Origin of the sequence: Pantoea sp. ICBG 1758 (assembly GCF_002928325.1) — a bacterium.
GTDB classification, from domain to species: domain Bacteria; phylum Pseudomonadota; class Gammaproteobacteria; order Enterobacterales; family Enterobacteriaceae; genus Pantoea; species Pantoea eucrina.
In genome coordinates, this window is sequence record NZ_POWL01000003.1 from 58,993 (window position 1) to 75,182 (window position 16,190).

The window sequence follows — 16,190 nt, forward strand, 5'->3', positions numbered from 1 at the left end:
TCCAGTGACACCCTCTGCTATGTCCTCCTGTATTGGTCGCTTCGCCCCTTCGCCCTCCGGCGATCTTCATTTTGGTTCCCTGATTGCTGCACTCGGCAGTTATCTCAGCGCGCGTGCGCAGCAGGGCCGCTGGCTGGTGCGTATTGAAGATATCGATCCGCCACGTGAAGTACCGGGTGCTGCCACGCGCATTCTGCAGCAGCTGGAGCATTACGGGCTGGAGTGGGATGGTGAAGTGATGTGGCAGTCACAGCGGCATGATGCGTATCGGGCGGCGCTGGCCTGGTTGCGCACTCATCGTCAGAGCTATTTCTGCACCTGCAGTCGCCGGCGTATTCAGCAGCTGGGTGGGTATTACGATGGTTACTGTCGCGATCGCCAGCTCCCGCCGGATAACGCGGCGCTGCGCCTGCGCCAGCACGCGCCGGTCCGGCATTTTACCGATCGGCTGCGCGGGGAGCTGCTGGCGGATCCTCAGCTGGCGGAAGAGGATTTTATTATCCATCGCCGGGACGGGCTGTTCGCCTATAACCTGGCGGTGGTGGTCGACGATCATGACCAGGGCGTTACCGAAATTGTGCGCGGCGCGGATCTAATCGCCCCGACGGTGCGTCAGATTGCGCTCTATCAGCAGTTTGGCTGGACGCCGCCGGCATACCTGCATCTGCCGCTGGCGATCGCCGCTGACGGCAATAAACTCTCCAAGCAGAATCACGCCCCTGCCCTGCCCGCTGGCGATCCGCGTCCGCTGCTGGTGCAGGCGCTGCGCTTTCTCGGACAGCCGGCAGAAGAAGGCTGGCAGGATAGCCCGCTGGCGTTGCTGCTGAGCCAGGCCATTACGCGCTGGGCGCCGGCGCAGATCCCGTTACATGACGCGCTAAAGCCGGATGAAATGACAACGCCATTCCTAAATGGTTCGCAACAGGCTATGATTAGCCGCTGATTTTATTACCACCCATTTTTTGTCACTGTCGAGGTGTCCCATTTTTACCCGAGTCGCTAATTTTTGCCGGAGAGTCCTCAAGCGTGACGAGGAGGTGCCTGAAGAGGTGGAAGCTGAAAACCAGATGACCATCATTCCCCGGGAAAACCATAACATCTCACGCAAAGATATCAGCGAAAACGCCCTTAAGGTGCTCTATCGCCTGAATAAAGCAGGCTTTGAAGCTTACCTGGTCGGCGGCGGCGTACGCGACCTGCTACTGGGCAAAAAGCCGAAAGATTTCGACGTGACGACCAATGCCACGCCTGAGCAGATGCGCAAACTGTTCCGCAACTGCCGTCTGGTTGGCCGCCGTTTCCGTCTGGCGCACGTGATGTTTGGGCCGGAAGTGATCGAGGTGGCGACTTTCCGCGGCCACCATCAGGAAGAGAGCGAAGACGATCGCAACAGCTCGCAGCGCGGCCAGAACGGCATGCTGCTGCGCGACAATATTTTTGGCAGCATCGAAGATGATGCGCAGCGCCGCGATCTCACCATCAACAGCCTCTACTACAGCGTGGCAGACTTCACGGTCCGCGACTATGTGGGTGGCCTGCAGGATCTGCAGGAGGGCGTGGTACGCCTGATTGGCGATCCGGAGACGCGCTACCGTGAAGATCCGGTACGCATGCTGCGCGTGGTGCGCTTTGCCGCCAAACTCAATATGCAGATTGCGCCGGAAACCGCCGAGCCGATCCCGCGCCTGGCGACGCTGCTGAATGACGTTCCGCCCGCCCGCCTGTTTGAAGAGGCGCTGAAGCTGCTGCAGGCTGGCTATGGCTACCGCACCTGGCAGATGCTGTGTGAATATCAGCTCTTCCAGCCGCTGTTCCCGACCCTGGCGCGCCACTTTACCGAGCAAGGCGACAGCATGATGGAACGCATGCTGGCGCAGGTGCTGAAAAACACCGATACCCGGCTGCACAACGATTTGCGTGTCAATCCGGCGTTTCTGTTTGCCGCAATGTTCTGGTATCCGCAGCTGGAATCCGCTGAGCGTATCGCTCAGGAGAGCGGCCTGACCTACTATGACGCGTTTGCACTCTCCATGAATGATACGCTGGACGAGGCCTGCCGCGCGCTGGCGATCCCGAAACGCATTACCACCCTGGTCCGCGATATCTGGCAGCTGCAGCTGCGTATGTCGCGTCGCCACGGCAAACGCGCATGGAAGCTGATGGAGCATCCGAAATTCCGCGCCGCTTACGACCTGCTGGCGCTGCGTGCTGAAGTAGAAAAGAATCCGGAACTGCAGCGTCTCAGCCAGTGGTGGGGTGAATTCCAGGCCGCCGTTCCGGTCCAGCAGAAAACCATGCTGAACACGCTGGGGGACGATCCGCAGCCGCGCCGTAAACCGCGCCGTCCGCGCCGCCGCTCCACCGGTCCGCGTCGCGAACAGGGCAGCAGCAGCAACGCATCATGAATCGCGTCTATCTCGCCCTGGGCAGTAATCTTGCCGATCCGCTGCATCAGATTGATGCAGCGCTTGCGGCGCTCGATACGCTGCCGGAGACCTCCCGCGTGGCGACTTCATCGTTCTATCGCACGCCGCCCTATGGTCCGGCGGATCAGCCCGACTACCTGAACGCGGTAGTGGCGCTTGATACAGCGCTGCTGCCCGAGACGCTGCTGGATCACACCCAGCATATTGAGCTGGAACATGGCCGCGTGCGCAAAGCTGAGCGCTGGGGGCCGCGTACGCTCGATATCGATATCATGCTGTTTGGCAATCAGGTGATCCATACGCCGCGTTTAACCGTACCGCACTATGATATGCACAACCGGGCATTTATGCTGCTGCCGCTGCTGGAGATTGCGCCGGGTCTGCGCCTGCCCGATGGCCGTCCGCTGAGCGGCGTGCTCGCCACGCTGGACTGCAGCGAAATCACCCTCTGGTCCGTCTGACACGCGATAATTTCCTGCCGGTCATATCCCCCCTGCAAGCAATCCAGTACACTGCGCGCATCAGAAACGCCGGAGATTGCGATGAAACCAACCACTATCTCTCATCTGCGCCAGCTGAAAGCCAGCGGGCGCCGCTTTGCCACTCTTACCGCTTATGATTTCAGCTTTGCCTGCCTGTTTGCCGACGAAGGCATTCAGGTGATGCTGATTGGCGATTCACTGGGGATGACGGTGCAGGGGCATGACTCCACGCTGCCGGTCACGGTGGCTGATATCGCCTATCATACCGCCGCCGTGCGCCGTGGCGCGCCGCAGGCACTGATCATGGCTGACCTGCCCTTTATGAGCTATGCCACTCCGGAGCAGACTTTCGCCTCTGCCGCGCAGCTGATGCGCGCCGGTGCCAACATGGTCAAACTGGAAGGGGGTGCGTGGCTGGCGGAGAGTGTACGCATGCTGACCGAGCGCGCCGTACCGGTCTGTGGCCATCTGGGCCTGACGCCGCAGTCGGTAAATATTTTTGGCGGCTACAAAGTGCAGGGCCGTGATGAGGCGGACGCTGAACGCCTGCTGGCCGATGCCCTGGCGCTGGAAGCCGCTGGCGCACAGCTGATGGTACTGGAGTGCGTGCCGGTCGCGCTGGCGGCGCGCATCACCCAGGCGCTGACCATTCCGGTGATCGGCATCGGCGCAGGTAACGTCACCGATGGCCAGATTCTGGTGATGCATGACGCCTTTGGCATCACCGGTGGCCACATTCCAAAATTTGCCAAAAATTTCCTCGCCGAAACCGGCGACATTCGCGCGGCAATTCGCCAGTATATTGCCGACGTTGAGGCTGGCACCTATCCTGCCGCCGAACACAGCTTCTTCTGAATCCGGAGATTTATCGTGTTGATCATTGAAACGCTGCCGATGCTGCGCCGCGAGATCCGTCGCTGGCGCCAGGCGGGCAAACGTATCGCCCTGGTGCCCACAATGGGCAATCTGCATGATGGCCACCTGACGCTGGTTGATGAAGCGCGCCAGCGGGCTGATGTGGTTGTGGTCTCGGTGTTTGTTAATCCGATGCAGTTTGACCGCGCGGATGACCTTGCACGCTATCCGCGCACGCTGCAGGACGATTGCGAAAAGCTTAACCGTCACGGTGTGGATCTGGTATTTGCACCGGCACCGCAGGCGATCTATCCGCAGGGTACAGAGAACCAGACGTTTGTTGAGGTGCCGGTGCTCTCTGCGCTGCTGGAGGGTGCCAGCCGGCCGGGCCACTTCCGCGGTGTTGCCACGGTTGTCAGCAAACTGTTCAACCTGGTGCAGCCTGACGTCGCCTGTTTTGGCGAAAAGGACTTTCAGCAGCTGGCGATCATACGCAAACTGGTTGCGGATATGGGCTTTGATATCGACATCGTTGGCGTGCCCACCGTGCGGGCGAAAGATGGGCTGGCGCTGAGTTCGCGCAATGGCTATCTTACTGCCGATGAACGCAGGCTGGCACCGGGTCTGAGCCAGGTTATGCAGAGTATGGCGGAGCGCCTCAGCAACGGCGAACGCCACATTGATGAGATTATTGAACAGGCGAATGCCGCGCTGCAGGAAAAGGGGTTTCGTCCTGACGGGCTGGCGATCTGCGATGCCAGCACGCTGCAGCCGCTGACGGTGGAGAGCCAGCGCGCGGTGATCCTGATGGCCGCCTGGCTGGGCAACGCGCGTCTGATTGATAATCAGCAAGTGGATCTGATGGCGTAAGCCGTCGTTTAAACAGCAGCTTAAGGGTATACCGCGATGATTCGTACTGTTCTGCAGGGCAAACTGCACCGCGTCAAAGTCACGCAGGCCGATCTGCACTATGAAGGCTCCTGCGCGATCGATCAGGATTTCCTGGATGCCGCCGGCATTCTGCAATATGAAGCGATCGATATTTACAATGTGACCAACGGCCAGCGTTTTTCCACCTACGCCATCGCCGCCGAGCGGGGATCAAAAATTATCTCCGTAAACGGTGCTGCCGCGCGCTGCGCCTGTGCCGGAGACATCATGATTATCTGCTCTTACGTGCAGGTAGAGGATGAAGTGGCGCGCAGCTGGCAGCCAAAGGTGGCCTATTTTGAGGGCGATAATGAGATGAAACGTCTTGCCCGGGCGCTGCCGGTTCAGGTTGCGTAGCGTTCAGCCATATTACGCTGAGCTGCCGGAAACATCAGGGGCGCCCTTCCGGCGCCCCTGTTTATTATCCCGCTCAATAACATTCAGGTGCGTAAGCCGCGACCGCGCTGGATCAGCGTATACACCAGCACATAAAACACCACGATAAACGCTAACAGCACCGACAGCGTAAACACCAGCGGCACATCGTTAATGCCGAGGAAGCCGTACCGGAAGCCGCTGATCATATACACCACCGGATTCAGCTTCGAGACTGCCTGCCAGAACGGCGGCAGCAGCGCCAGCGAATAGAAGACGCCGCCCAGATAAGTCAGCGGCGTCAGCACAAAGGTCGGGATCAGGCTGATATCATCAAACGTGCGGGCGAACACCGCGTTGAGCAGACCCGCCAGCGAGAAGAGTACCGCGGTCAGCAGCAGAGTGATGGCAACCATTGGCCAGGAGAAAACGTGGAACGGCACAAAGAAGAGCGAGACCGCCGTCACCAGGATCCCCACGCAGACGCCACGCGCCACGCCGCCGCCGACATAGCCGGCAATGATGATGTGGGTCGGCACCGGTGCCACCAGCAGCTCTTCAATATTGCGCTGGAATTTTGCGCTGAAAAAAGAGGAGGCGACGTTAGCATAGGCGTTGGTGATCACCGACATCATAATCAGGCCCGGCACGATAAACTGCATATAGCTGAAGCCGTGCATGTCGCCAATGCGTGAACCAATCAGGTTACCGAAAATAATAAAGTAGAGCGTCATGGTGATCACCGGCGGGACCAGCGTCTGGATCCAGATGCGGGCAAACCGGTTAATCTCTTTGCTCCAGATACTCTTTAACGCGACCCAATAAAGATGCGTCATGCTCTGCCTCCTGCTTTACCCTGTGTCAGTCCCACAAACAGCTCTTCCAGCCGGTTTGCTTTGTTACGCATGCTCAGCACCTGTACGCCCTGCGCGCTCAGCTGACTGAATACGCTGTTAAGCCCCTGCTCACGCATCACTTCTACTTCCAGCGTCGAGGTATCCACCAGGCGATACTGAAAGCCCTCCAGCTGCGGCAGCGCGCTGCGCGGGGCGAGATCGAGAATAAAGGTTTCCGATTTCAGTTTAGAGAGCAGGCCTTTCATGGAGGTATTCTCTACCAGTTCGCCGCTCTGAATGATGCCGATATTGCGACACAGCATCTCTGCCTCTTCCAGATAGTGCGTGGTGAGGATAATCGTGGTGCCTTTCGCATTCAGCTCTTTCAGAAACACCCACATTGAGCGGCGCAGCTCAATATCCACGCCGGCCGTCGGCTCATCCAGAATCAGCAGCTTGGGCTCATGCATCAGCGCACGCGCAATCATCAGGCGGCGCTTCATACCGCCTGAAAGCATGCGGGCGCGCTCATTGCGTTTGCCCCACAGATCGAGCTGGTTAAGATACTTCTCCGCACGTTTGTTCGCCTCTGCCCGCTCCACGCCGTAATAGCCTGCCTGGTTTACGACGATCTGCATCACGGTTTCAAACGGGTTAAAGTTGAACTCCTGTGGCACCAGCCCGAGCTGGCGCTTGGCATTGACCACATCTTTTTGCAGGTCGTAACCAAATACCCGAACGCTGCCGCCAGAATTATTAACCAGCGAGCTGATAATCCCAATGGTGGTCGATTTACCGGCCCCGTTTGGTCCCAGCAGAGCGTAAAAGTCGCCCGCCTCTACGTTCAGATCGAGACCTTTCAGCGCCTGTACGCCGCCGGGATAGGTCTTGGTCAGCCCGGAAAGTTCCAGTGCATAAGTCATTGCGAGTCCATATCCTGTTGTTGTGACATCAAAGCCTGATGAAAATGATAGTGCGCCCGCGCCAGACGTGCGGCGAATTCAGCAGAATTTGTGTTGAAATCAGACGTGGTGCGCCTGCGGGGAGCGCATGACGCGCTGTATCGTGCAGAAAAGTGCATCAGGCCCGCAAGTCAGTCACTTACGGGCGGCTGATTCTATCCCGGAACGGCCAAAATGACCCAGGTAGATTGTGCGGTTATGCGTCCTGCATGGTGACTTTGCCGATATAAGGCAGATGACGATAGCGCTGCGCGTAGTCAATGCCAAAGCCCACGACAAACTCATCGGGAATGGTAAAGCCCACATATTCGACCGGCACCTCAACTTCACGACGCTCGGGTTTATCCAGCAGCGTGCAGATGGCCAGCGATTTTGGCTCACGCAGGCGCAGGATCTCACGCACTTTGCTCAGCGTGTTGCCGGAGTCGATGATATCTTCCACGATCAGCACATCTTTACCGCGAATATCTTCATCGAGATCTTTCAGGATTTTGACGTCGCGTGACGACGACATGCCGCTGCCGTAGCTGGAGGCGGTCATAAAGTCGACCTCATGCGGAACATCAATCGCCCGACACAGATCGGCCATAAACATAAAGGAGCCGCGCAGCAGACCAACCAGCACCATCTCGCTGCCGCTGTCGCGGTAGGCTTCACTGATCTGTTTGCCCAGCTCGGCAATACGGGTTGCAATCTCCTCCCGGGAGATCATCACATCAACGGTGTGTTTCATTGCGTTCGCCTGGTTAAGGTTTTCAGAAAGCTCCGCAGTCTATCACAATGCGCCTGATGGCTAACCGCGCCCGCAGAACGCAAACGATTACGTAGCAAAATTTACCGCGATGGCATTAACTCTATAGCAGGGTTTACGCGCTTTATCCTGATTCAGCCGGAGCTGCTATGGCAAACTCATCCAGCAATAAAGAACCTTCCGATCGGCGCACGCTGCATCCGGAAACGCAGATGCTTAATTACGGTTACGATCCTCGGCTGTCAGAAGGCGCGGTAAAACCGCCGGTGTTTCTTACCTCAACCTTTGTTTTCAACAGTGCCGAAGAGGGCAAAGATTTTTTTGATTATGTATCGGGTCGCCGTCAGCCGCCTGCTGGTCAGAGCGGCGGGCTGGTCTATTCACGCTTTAACCATCCCAACAGCGAAATCGTTGAAGATCGTCTGGCGATCTATGAGGGCGCTGAGAGCGCGGTGCTCTTCTCTTCCGGTATGTCAGCCATTGCCACTACGCTGCTTGCGTTTGCGCGGCCGGGCGAGGTGATCCTGCATTCACAGCCGCTGTATGGTGGCACAGAAACGCTGCTGAGCAAGACGCTGCACGATCTGGAAATTAAAGCCGTAGGGTTCAGCGAGGGTACGGATGAAGATAAGGTTTATGAGGCGGCGAAGCTGGCGTGGCAGCGTGGCCGGGTCGCCCTGATCCTGATCGAGACGCCGGCCAACCCCACCAACAGCCTGGTGGATATCCGGCTTATTGCGCAGGTGGCGGATGTCATTGCACAGCAGCAGGGTTCGCGTCCGGTTATCGCCTGCGATAATACGCTGCTGGGGCCGCTGTTTCAGCATCCGCTGCAGCATGGCGCAGATATCTCGCTCTATTCGCTGACCAAATATGTGGGCGGCCACTCCGACCTTATCGCCGGCGCCGCGCTGGGCAGCCGGACGCTGATGAAATCTGTGCGCGCGCTGCGCAGCGCGATCGGCACGCAGCTCGACCCGCACTCAAGCTGGATGATTGGCCGTTCGCTGGAGACGCTGGCGCTGCGCATGGAGAAAGCCGCCGCAAATGCGGAACGGGTCGCCGCCTTCCTGCGCGACCGGCCTCAGGTCGCGGCGCTGTTCTGGCTGCCCTATCTTGACGCACAGAGTGCGGCCGGAGAAACGTACCGGCGTCAGTGCAGCGGCGCCGGCTCGACCTTCTCCTTTGATATTCAGGGCGGTGAACCTGCGGCTTTCCGCTTTCTCAACGCGCTGACGCTGTTTAAGCTGGCGGTAAGCCTGGGCGGCACCGAGTCGCTCGCCAGCCATCCGGCCAGCACCACCCACTCTGGCGTGCCGCTGGCGGTACGTCAGCGCATTGGCATCAGCGACGCGACGGTGCGCCTGTCGATCGGGATTGAGCATCCGGACGACCTGATTGCGGATATCAGCCAGGCGCTGGAGGCGGCAGACGGCGGCTGACGCCGAGCGGCTCAGATGCCGCCCTTGCGGTCGTCTGGCCCCGCTACGCGACCGTGAAGCCGAGCATCATGCCGGTATCTTCGTGCTCCAGCAGATGGCAGTGTGCCATATAGGCATGCTCCGCGCTGGCAGCATAGTCGAACCGCACCACGACTTCACTGCGCCAGCCGTTGACGTTAACCATATCTTTCCAGCCGGCGCGATGCGCGGCGGGCGGCTTGCCGTTTTCTGACAGGATACGGAACTGTGCACCGTGAATATGGAACGGATGCAGCATCGCATCGCCCTCGCCTGAAATCGTCCACTTCTCGGTTTTACCCAGCGGCACGGCAAACATCGGCTTCTGCATGTTAAACGCTTCGCCGTTGATCTTATTGCCGTGGTGAAAATCGTATGCGGCAGCGTCGTGCGCACCGTGATCCATCGGCATCGCGCCATGTTCGCTCTGTTCCATCGGCATGGCATCGTGTCCGCTGTGCGTCTCTGCCGCGCCGTGGTCTGCCGCGCCCCCCATCGCCTGATGGCCATAACGATCCATCAGCGCCTGCATCCCCTGCTTATCCAGCTGCGGATCCATCATCAGCTGCAGCCAGCGGTTCTGTACGCCGTCACTGGCAGGCAGCGGCGGCAGATCCACCAGGGTGTCCGGCAGCGTCCCGCTCGCCATAATGCGCAGCGGCAGGATCTGCACCAGCGGCAGTGGCCGATCAAACGGCGGCAGCGTCATCCCCATCTGCGTCACCGGCAGCGTGACGATATCAAAAGGCTGCCCGTCAGAGGTATCGATCAGCACCTCAAAGCGCTCGCCCGGCAGCAGTGACAGCGACCTCACCTGTACCGGTTCAGCGAGCAGTCCGCCATCGCTGCCCACCACATAGACTGGTCGTTTATCGCTGGTGGCGATCTCCAGCGAGCGGGCGTTACAGCCGTTAAGCAGCCGCAGCCGCAGCCAGCCGCGCGGCACGGCGTGCTGCGGATACTGCACGCCGTTGGTCAGCATCATATCGCCAAACCAGCCTACCGCCGCGCGCATCACATCCAGCTGATAATCGATATGCGTGCCGGCGCTGTTAAGCTGTTTATCCTGGAAAATCAGCGGTACGTCATCGGCTCCCCACTGCATCGGCAGACGCAGCTTGCCGGACGCTTCATCCTCCAGCAGCACCAGCCCGGCTAATCCCTGCGCCACCTGATGACCGGTTTTGCCGTGCAGATGCGGATGAAACCAGCAGGTCGCCGCCGGCTGATCGGGGGTAAAGCTCACCTGCCGCGTGGCACCGGGCGCGATAATCGCCTGCGGGCCTCCATCCACGTCACCCGGAATCGCCAGGCCGTGCCAGTGTACGGTGGTCGCTTCCGGCAGCCGGTTATGAATATTGACCGTGACGCGCTTCTCGCGCTGCAGGCGCAGAACCGGCCCGAGCAGGCTGCCGTTATAGCCCCAGGTCGGCACCGCTTTACCCTGCCACTGCGTGCTGCCCGTCATGGCGGTAAGGCTGTAGTGACCGCGCGCATCTGGCTCAAGCAGCGCAGGGATCGGCAGCAGCGGCCGCGTAGCCGCCATCAGTGAGCGGCTCCATAGCGGCAGTGCGCCTGCCGCGCTGAGCGCCGCGGTCAGTTTGAGAAAAGTGCGACGTTGCATACGCATATCCTTGTGATAATGAGGCACCCAGCCTAAACCCTGCCCCTGCGGGAGGGTCAAGTGCCGGGCAGCAAAATAGTAGCCTGCCCGTCGCCGGGGTAAAAGAAGCGGAATCCGGACGGTAACTGTGCTAACGTCAATGGATTGTCCTTTGCTGAGAACCATTATGACAAAAAGCATTAAGATCCTGCTGCTGGCGGGACTCTTTGGCTTCTCCACCAGCAGTTTTGCGCTGAGCGAGTCTGAAGCGGAAGATCTGGCTGACCTGACGGCGGTCTTTGTCTATCTGAAAAACGACTGCGGCTACCAGGCGCTGCCGGATGCACAAATTCGCAAAGCGCTGGTGTTTTTTGCCCAGCAGAACCGCTGGGATTTGAGCAACTACAGCAGCTACAACATGAAAGCGCTGGGCGAAGAGAGCTATAAAGATCTCAGTGGCATTGCAATCAATAACGATAAGAAGTGCAAATCGCTGGCGCGTGATTCACTGAGCCTGCTGGCCTACGTTAAGTAAGAATGGATCATGTGGCGCGGTGCCGGTTATCTGCCCGCCATAAACTGCCGGTAAGCCGCGATGACCGCCAGAAAGTCCTCCACGCCGCAGAACGAGAGACTCTCTTCATCGTAGTAGGCCATGCCCTCTTCCAGCCCCTCATCCTCCAGCGCCAGCTGGTTAGCGCGGATCATCACCTCTTCCTCGTCCAGCCACAGCGTGTACTCATGTCCGATACGCTGCCACTGCTGATGGGTGCCTTTTACCGCACGCGCCGCCGCCTCCACTTCATCCAGCAGCCCGGCGTTGTCGCGGACCTCTTCGTTAAACCAGTGGCCTACCGCTTCGTGATCCATCGACATGCGCACCCTGACCTGGCCGGTGATATCGCGTAAAAATTCATACTCCATTGGGTTACCTCATACCAGTAGCGCGCCGGACTGCACGTTTATGTGCATTCTGAGCGCAGCGCGCGTAATAAAGTGGGATCGCGCTCGCATTATGCCGGGAGTGCCGCCGGTAAAAAAGGCATAAAAAAAGGGGGATGATTTGCATCATCCCCCCCCCGATTTACCCGTCGCGTTATACGGCGGTCTGGAAAATCACGCTGTCCGCTTTCTCGGTATATTGACCCAGCTGGTCAAAGTTGAGATAGCGATAGGTGTCGTCGGCCGTTTTATCCACCTGCACCATAAACTGCTGATACTCGTCCGGCGTTGGCAGTTTGCCAAGCAGCGAAGCGACGGCAGCCAGCTCGGCTGATGCCAGGAAGACGTTGGCGCCGTTACCCAGACGGTTCGGGAAGTTACGGGTCGACGTGGAGACCACCGTCGCACCGTCCTGCACGCGTGCCTGGTTACCCATGCAGAGCGAACAGCCCGGGATCTCAATACGCGCACCGCTTTTACCAAAGACGCTGTAGTAGCCCTCTTCGGTAAGCTGCGCCGCATCCATCTTGGTTGGCGGAGCCACCCAGAGACGCGTCGGCAGCTGGCCCTTATGCGCGTCCAGCAGCTTACCGGCCGCGCGGAAGTGACCGATATTGGTCATGCAGGAGCCGATAAACACTTCGTCAATCTTCTCGCCCTGCACGTCAGAGAGCCAGCGCGCATCATCCGGATCGTTTGGTGCACACAGAATCGGCTCTTTGATATCCGCCAGATCGATCTCGATCACCGCAGCGTATTCTGCATCTGCATCGCCTTCCAGCAGCTGCGGATCGGCCAGCCATTTCTCCATGCCCTCAACGCGGCGCTCCAGCGTACGGCGATCGCCGTAGCCTTCCGAGATCATCCACTTCAGCAGGACGATGTTGGAGTTCAGGTACTCGATGATCGGCGCTTTATCCAGCTTGATGGTACAACCGGCAGCAGAACGCTCAGCGGAGGCATCAGACAGCTCAAAAGCCTGCTCAACTTTCAGATCCGGCAGACCTTCGATCTCCAGAATACGGCCGGAGAAGATGTTTTTCTTGCCCTTCTTCTCTACCGTCAGCAGGCCCTGCTTAATCGCGTACAGCGGGATAGCGTGTACCAGATCGCGCAGCGTAATGCCCGGCTGCATGGTGCCCTTAAAGCGCACCAGCACCGATTCCGGCATATCGAGCGGCATCACGCCAGTCGCAGCGGCAAACGCCACCAGGCCGGAACCCGCCGGGAAAGAGATGCCAATCGGGAAGCGGGTGTGTGAGTCACCGCCGGTGCCAACGGTATCCGGCAGCAGCATACGGTTCAGCCAGCTGTGAATAATACCATCGCCCGGACGCAGCGAGACGCCACCGCGGTTCATGATGAAATCCGGCAGCGTATGGTGCGTGGTCACATCAACCGGCTTCGGATAGGCCGCGGTGTGGCAGAAGGATTGCATCACCAGATCGGCGGAGAAGCCGAGGCACGCCAGGTCTTTCAGCTCATCGCGCGTCATCGGACCGGTGGTATCCTGTGAACCCACAGAGGTCATCTTCGGCTCGCAGTACGCGCCCGGACGAATACCCTCAACGCCACAGGCGCGGCCCACCATCTTCTGCGCCAGCGAGTAGCCGCGCGTGCTGGTGGCGATATCTTTCGCCTGCACAAAGACGTCGCTTGCCGGCAGGCCGAGTGACTCGCGTGCTTTCGTCGTCAGGCCGCGACCGATAATCAGCGGAATACGGCCGCCGGCGCGGACTTCATCCAGCAGCACATCGGTTTTCAGTTCAAAGGTTGCCAGCAGTTCATTGGTTTCGTGACTGCGGACTTCGCCTTTATACGGGTAAACGTCAATCACATCGCCCATGTTCAGGCGCTCAACATCCAGTTCGATCGGCAGCGCGCCGGCATCTTCCATGGTGTTGAAGAAAATCGGGGCAATTTTACCGCCCAGGCAGAGACCGCCGCCCTTTTTGTTCGGCACGTACGGGATATCTTCACCCATAAACCACAGCACCGAGTTGGTGGCGGATTTACGTGATGAGCCGGTACCTACGACGTCGCCGACATACGTCAGCGGGAAGCCTTTCTGCTGCAGCGCCTGAATCTGTTTGATCGGGCCAATGTTGCCCGCCTCGTCTGGCTCAATACCATCACGCGGGTTTTTCAGCATCGCCAGCGCATGCAGTGGAATATCCGGGCGCGACCACGCATCCGGCGCCGGAGAGAGGTCGTCGGTGTTGGTTTCGCCGGTCACTTTGAACACGGTGGTGGTGATTTTTTCAGCCAGCTTAGGACGCTTCAGGAACCACTCGGCATCAGCCCAGGATTGCAGGATTTTTTTTGCGTGGGCGTTACCCGCTTTGGCTTTCTCTTCCACATCGTAGAAGTTGTCGAACATCAGCAGCGTATGGGACAGCGCTTCAGCGGCAATCGGTGCCAGTGCTTCGTCGTCGAGTGCTTCAATCAGCGCGTGGATGTTATAGCCACCCTGCATGGTGCCCAGCAGTTCAACAGCTTTCTCGCGCGTAACCAGAGGAGAGTGGGCTTCGCCCGTTGCGACAGCAGCCAGGAAACCGGCTTTAACATAGGCGGCTTCATCAACGCCTGGCGGGACGCGGTTAACCAGCAGGTCAACCAGAAATTCTTCTTCACCCGCAGGCGGGCTTTTCAGCAGTTCAACCAGCGCGGCCATCTGGGAAGCATCTAACGGCTTAGGTACGATTCCCTGGGCAGCACGCTCGGCAACGTGCTTACGGTATTCTTCTAGCACGACGTTCTCCTCGCTCTCATTGTATAGCTTTCCGGTACACCTTGATGCTGTTAAACAGTAGGGTGAGGTGCCCGGTTCTGCGTCGGCCAGCATAGCAGGATTTCGCCTGATTGTTAATCTGTTTACAAAAAAGCAACATCCAGCCAATTTCCGGCATAACTGTCCGGGTATTCCCCTGCAGACGGAAAAAAAAGCGGCAGATATGCGGCAGGCGGTTTTCAGATCATAACTTTCAGCGTGGCAGAAAATGATCTGGCTAACCTTTAGTTATGCCTGCGGCTGTAACAGCAAAAAAAAAACGGCCCCCGCAGGAGCCGTTGATCGCAGAAGTGAAACTTACTTCTTCTTCGCTTTCGCGTTTGGCAGATCGGTGATGCTGCCCTCAAAGATTTCAGCGGCAAGGCCAACTGATTCATGCAGCGTCGGGTGCGCATGGATGGTGAGCGCGATATCTTCGGCATCACAACCCATTTCGATCGCCAGACCGATTTCACCCAGCAGCTCGCCGCCGTTGGTGCCGACTACAGCACCGCCGATAACGCGATGCGTCTCTTTGTCAAAGATCAGCTTGGTCATGCCGTCAGCGCAGTCAGAAGCGATAGCACGGCCTGAGGCCGCCCATGGGAAGGTGGAGACTTCGTAGCTGATGCCCTTCTCTTTGGCTTCTTTCTCAGTCAGACCTACCCATGCAACTTCCGGCTCGGTATAGGCGATGGATGGGATCACTTTCGGATCGAAGTAGTGCTTCAGACCAGAGATGACCTCAGCGGCAACGTGGCCTTCGTGCACGCCTTTGTGCGCCAGCATAGGCTGACCCACGATATCACCGATAGCGTAGATGTGCGGCACATTGGTACGCATCTGCTTATCGACACGGATAAAGCCGCGCTCGTCCACTTCCACGCCCGCTTTACCGGCGTCGAGGCCTTTACCGTTTGGCACGCGGCCAATGGCGACCAGCACCGCGTCATAGCGCTGCGCCTCAGCAGGCGCTTTTTTACCTTCCATCGACACATAGATACCGTCATCTTTCGCGTCAACCGCGGTGACTTTGGTTTCCAGCATCAGATTGAATTTCTTACTGATACGCTTGGTAAAGACTTTAACCACGTCTTTATCCGCTGCCGGGATCACCTGGTCAAACATCTCAACCACGTCAATCTCTGAACCCAGCGCATGGTAAACTGTCGCCATCTCCAGACCGATGATGCCGCCGCCCATGACCAGCAGACGCTTCGGCACTTCACGCAGCTCCAGCGCTGACGTAGAGTCCCAGACGCGCGGATCGTGATGCGGGATAAACGGCAGCTCGATAGGGCGTGAGCCTGCGGCGATGATTGCGTTATCGAAGTTGATGGTGGTTGCGCCACCCTCACCTTCAACCACCAGGGTGTTGGCACCGGTGAATTTACCCAGACCGTTTACGACTTTGACCTTACGGCCTTTCGCCATTCCGGCCAGACCGCCGGTCAGCTGGTTGATCACCTTCTCTTTCCAGGTGCGGATCTTGTTAATGTCTGTCTGCGGCTGACCAAACACGATGCCGTGCTCTTCCAGCGCTTTCGCTTCTTCAATCACTTTCGCGACGTGCAGCAGCGCTTTTGACGGGATACAGCCTACGTTCAGACAAACACCACCGAGGGTGTTGTAGCGCTCAACCAGAACGGTCTCCAGACCTAAGTCAGCGCAACGGAAGGCTGCAGAGTAACCTGCAGGACCTGCCCCAAGTACCACGACTTGAGTTTTAATCTCTGTACTCATCATGACCTCTTGTTAGATTGCCGGCGGTCAGAGCGACCTTTCCCAGGCTCATGCT

At 58.4% G+C, this 16,190-nt stretch carries 15 protein-coding genes; 8 read left to right on the forward strand and 7 right to left on the reverse strand.

Annotated elements, in window-relative coordinates; genetic code table 11:
- Positions 1-19 precede the first annotated feature (19 nt).
- The 6 genes from gluQRS to panD all read left to right on the forward strand — a co-directional run bounded on the left by gluQRS (position 20) and on the right by panD (position 5,050).
- Entirely contained in the window at positions 20-943 is a 924-nt protein-coding gene (gene gluQRS / locus C1Y41_RS12045) for a tRNA glutamyl-Q(34) synthetase GluQRS (RefSeq protein ID WP_104085526.1), read from the forward strand.
- 40 nt (positions 944-983) lie between these two features.
- Positions 984-2,405 carry a polynucleotide adenylyltransferase PcnB gene (pcnB, locus tag C1Y41_RS12050; RefSeq protein ID WP_211279566.1) on the forward strand — a complete coding sequence of 474 codons (1,422 nt, stop codon included), beginning with the start codon at positions 984-986 and terminating at the stop codon, positions 2,403-2,405.
- The gene (folK, locus tag C1Y41_RS12055) at positions 2,402-2,887 is read left to right on the forward strand and encodes a 2-amino-4-hydroxy-6-hydroxymethyldihydropteridine diphosphokinase (RefSeq protein ID WP_039382657.1); all 486 of its coding nucleotides are present in this window, start codon (positions 2,402-2,404) and stop codon (positions 2,885-2,887) included. The genes pcnB and folK overlap by 4 nt, the downstream gene beginning before the upstream one ends.
- Before the next feature lie 81 nt (positions 2,888-2,968).
- On the forward strand, positions 2,969-3,763 hold the full coding sequence (gene panB / locus C1Y41_RS12060) for a 3-methyl-2-oxobutanoate hydroxymethyltransferase (RefSeq protein WP_104085527.1): 795 nt from the start codon (positions 2,969-2,971) through the stop codon (positions 3,761-3,763).
- A gap of 15 nt (positions 3,764-3,778) precedes the next feature.
- The gene (gene panC / locus C1Y41_RS12065) at positions 3,779-4,633 is read left to right on the forward strand and encodes a pantoate--beta-alanine ligase (protein ID WP_104085528.1); all 855 of its coding nucleotides are present in this window, start codon (positions 3,779-3,781) and stop codon (positions 4,631-4,633) included.
- 36 nt (positions 4,634-4,669) lie between these two features.
- Complete coding sequence (gene panD, locus C1Y41_RS12070; RefSeq protein ID WP_039382649.1) at positions 4,670-5,050, forward strand: aspartate 1-decarboxylase; 381 nt, start codon at positions 4,670-4,672, stop codon at positions 5,048-5,050.
- Positions 5,051-5,133: 83 nt separating this feature from the next.
- On the opposite strand, the gene C1Y41_RS12075 is transcribed toward panD, so the two are convergent.
- The 3 genes from C1Y41_RS12075 to hpt form a co-directional block, all read right to left on the reverse strand.
- The gene (locus tag C1Y41_RS12075) at positions 5,134-5,904 is read right to left on the reverse strand and encodes an ABC transporter permease (protein WP_039382646.1); all 771 of its coding nucleotides are present in this window, start codon (positions 5,902-5,904) and stop codon (positions 5,134-5,136) included.
- Positions 5,901-6,827, reverse strand: coding sequence for an ABC transporter ATP-binding protein (locus C1Y41_RS12080; RefSeq protein WP_104085529.1), 927 nt, complete (start codon positions 6,825-6,827; stop codon positions 5,901-5,903). Before C1Y41_RS12080 ends, C1Y41_RS12075 begins: the two co-directional genes overlap by 4 nt.
- 235 nt (positions 6,828-7,062) lie before the next feature.
- Positions 7,063-7,599, reverse strand: coding sequence for a hypoxanthine phosphoribosyltransferase (gene hpt, locus C1Y41_RS12085; protein ID WP_094110743.1), 537 nt, complete (start codon positions 7,597-7,599; stop codon positions 7,063-7,065).
- 167 nt (positions 7,600-7,766) lie between these two features.
- Between hpt and C1Y41_RS12090 the strand changes: the two genes are divergently transcribed.
- Positions 7,767-9,059 (forward strand): cystathionine gamma-synthase family protein, encoded by a 1,293-nt coding sequence (locus tag C1Y41_RS12090; RefSeq protein WP_071669064.1) that lies wholly within the window; start codon positions 7,767-7,769, stop codon positions 9,057-9,059.
- A gap of 43 nt (positions 9,060-9,102) precedes the next feature.
- Here the strand turns inward: C1Y41_RS12090 and cueO are convergent, their stop codons facing one another.
- Positions 9,103-10,701: a multicopper oxidase CueO gene (cueO, locus tag C1Y41_RS12095; RefSeq protein ID WP_104085530.1), complete on the reverse strand. Its 1,599-nt coding sequence runs from the start codon at positions 10,699-10,701 to the stop codon at positions 9,103-9,105.
- 166 nt (positions 10,702-10,867) lie between these two features.
- Here cueO and C1Y41_RS12100 point away from each other — a divergent pair, with 166 nt between their 5' ends.
- On the forward strand, positions 10,868-11,215 hold the full coding sequence (locus C1Y41_RS12100; protein ID WP_039382635.1) for a YacC family pilotin-like protein: 348 nt from the start codon (positions 10,868-10,870) through the stop codon (positions 11,213-11,215).
- A gap of 26 nt (positions 11,216-11,241) precedes the next feature.
- Here C1Y41_RS12100 and yacL read toward each other — a convergent pair whose 3' ends face one another.
- The 3 genes from yacL to lpdA all read right to left on the reverse strand — a co-directional run bounded on the left by yacL (position 11,242) and on the right by lpdA (position 16,135).
- A complete protein-coding gene (yacL, locus tag C1Y41_RS12105) occupies positions 11,242-11,604 on the reverse strand; it encodes a protein YacL (RefSeq protein ID WP_094110740.1) in 363 nt (120 codons plus the stop codon).
- A 172-nt stretch (positions 11,605-11,776) separates the two neighbouring features.
- Complete coding sequence (acnB, locus tag C1Y41_RS12110; RefSeq protein ID WP_104085531.1) at positions 11,777-14,374, reverse strand: bifunctional aconitate hydratase 2/2-methylisocitrate dehydratase; 2,598 nt, start codon at positions 14,372-14,374, stop codon at positions 11,777-11,779.
- A 336-nt stretch (positions 14,375-14,710) separates the two neighbouring features.
- Positions 14,711-16,135: a dihydrolipoyl dehydrogenase gene (gene lpdA, locus C1Y41_RS12115; RefSeq protein ID WP_039385712.1), complete on the reverse strand. Its 1,425-nt coding sequence runs from the start codon at positions 16,133-16,135 to the stop codon at positions 14,711-14,713.
- Between the last annotated feature and the right edge of the window lie 55 nt (positions 16,136-16,190).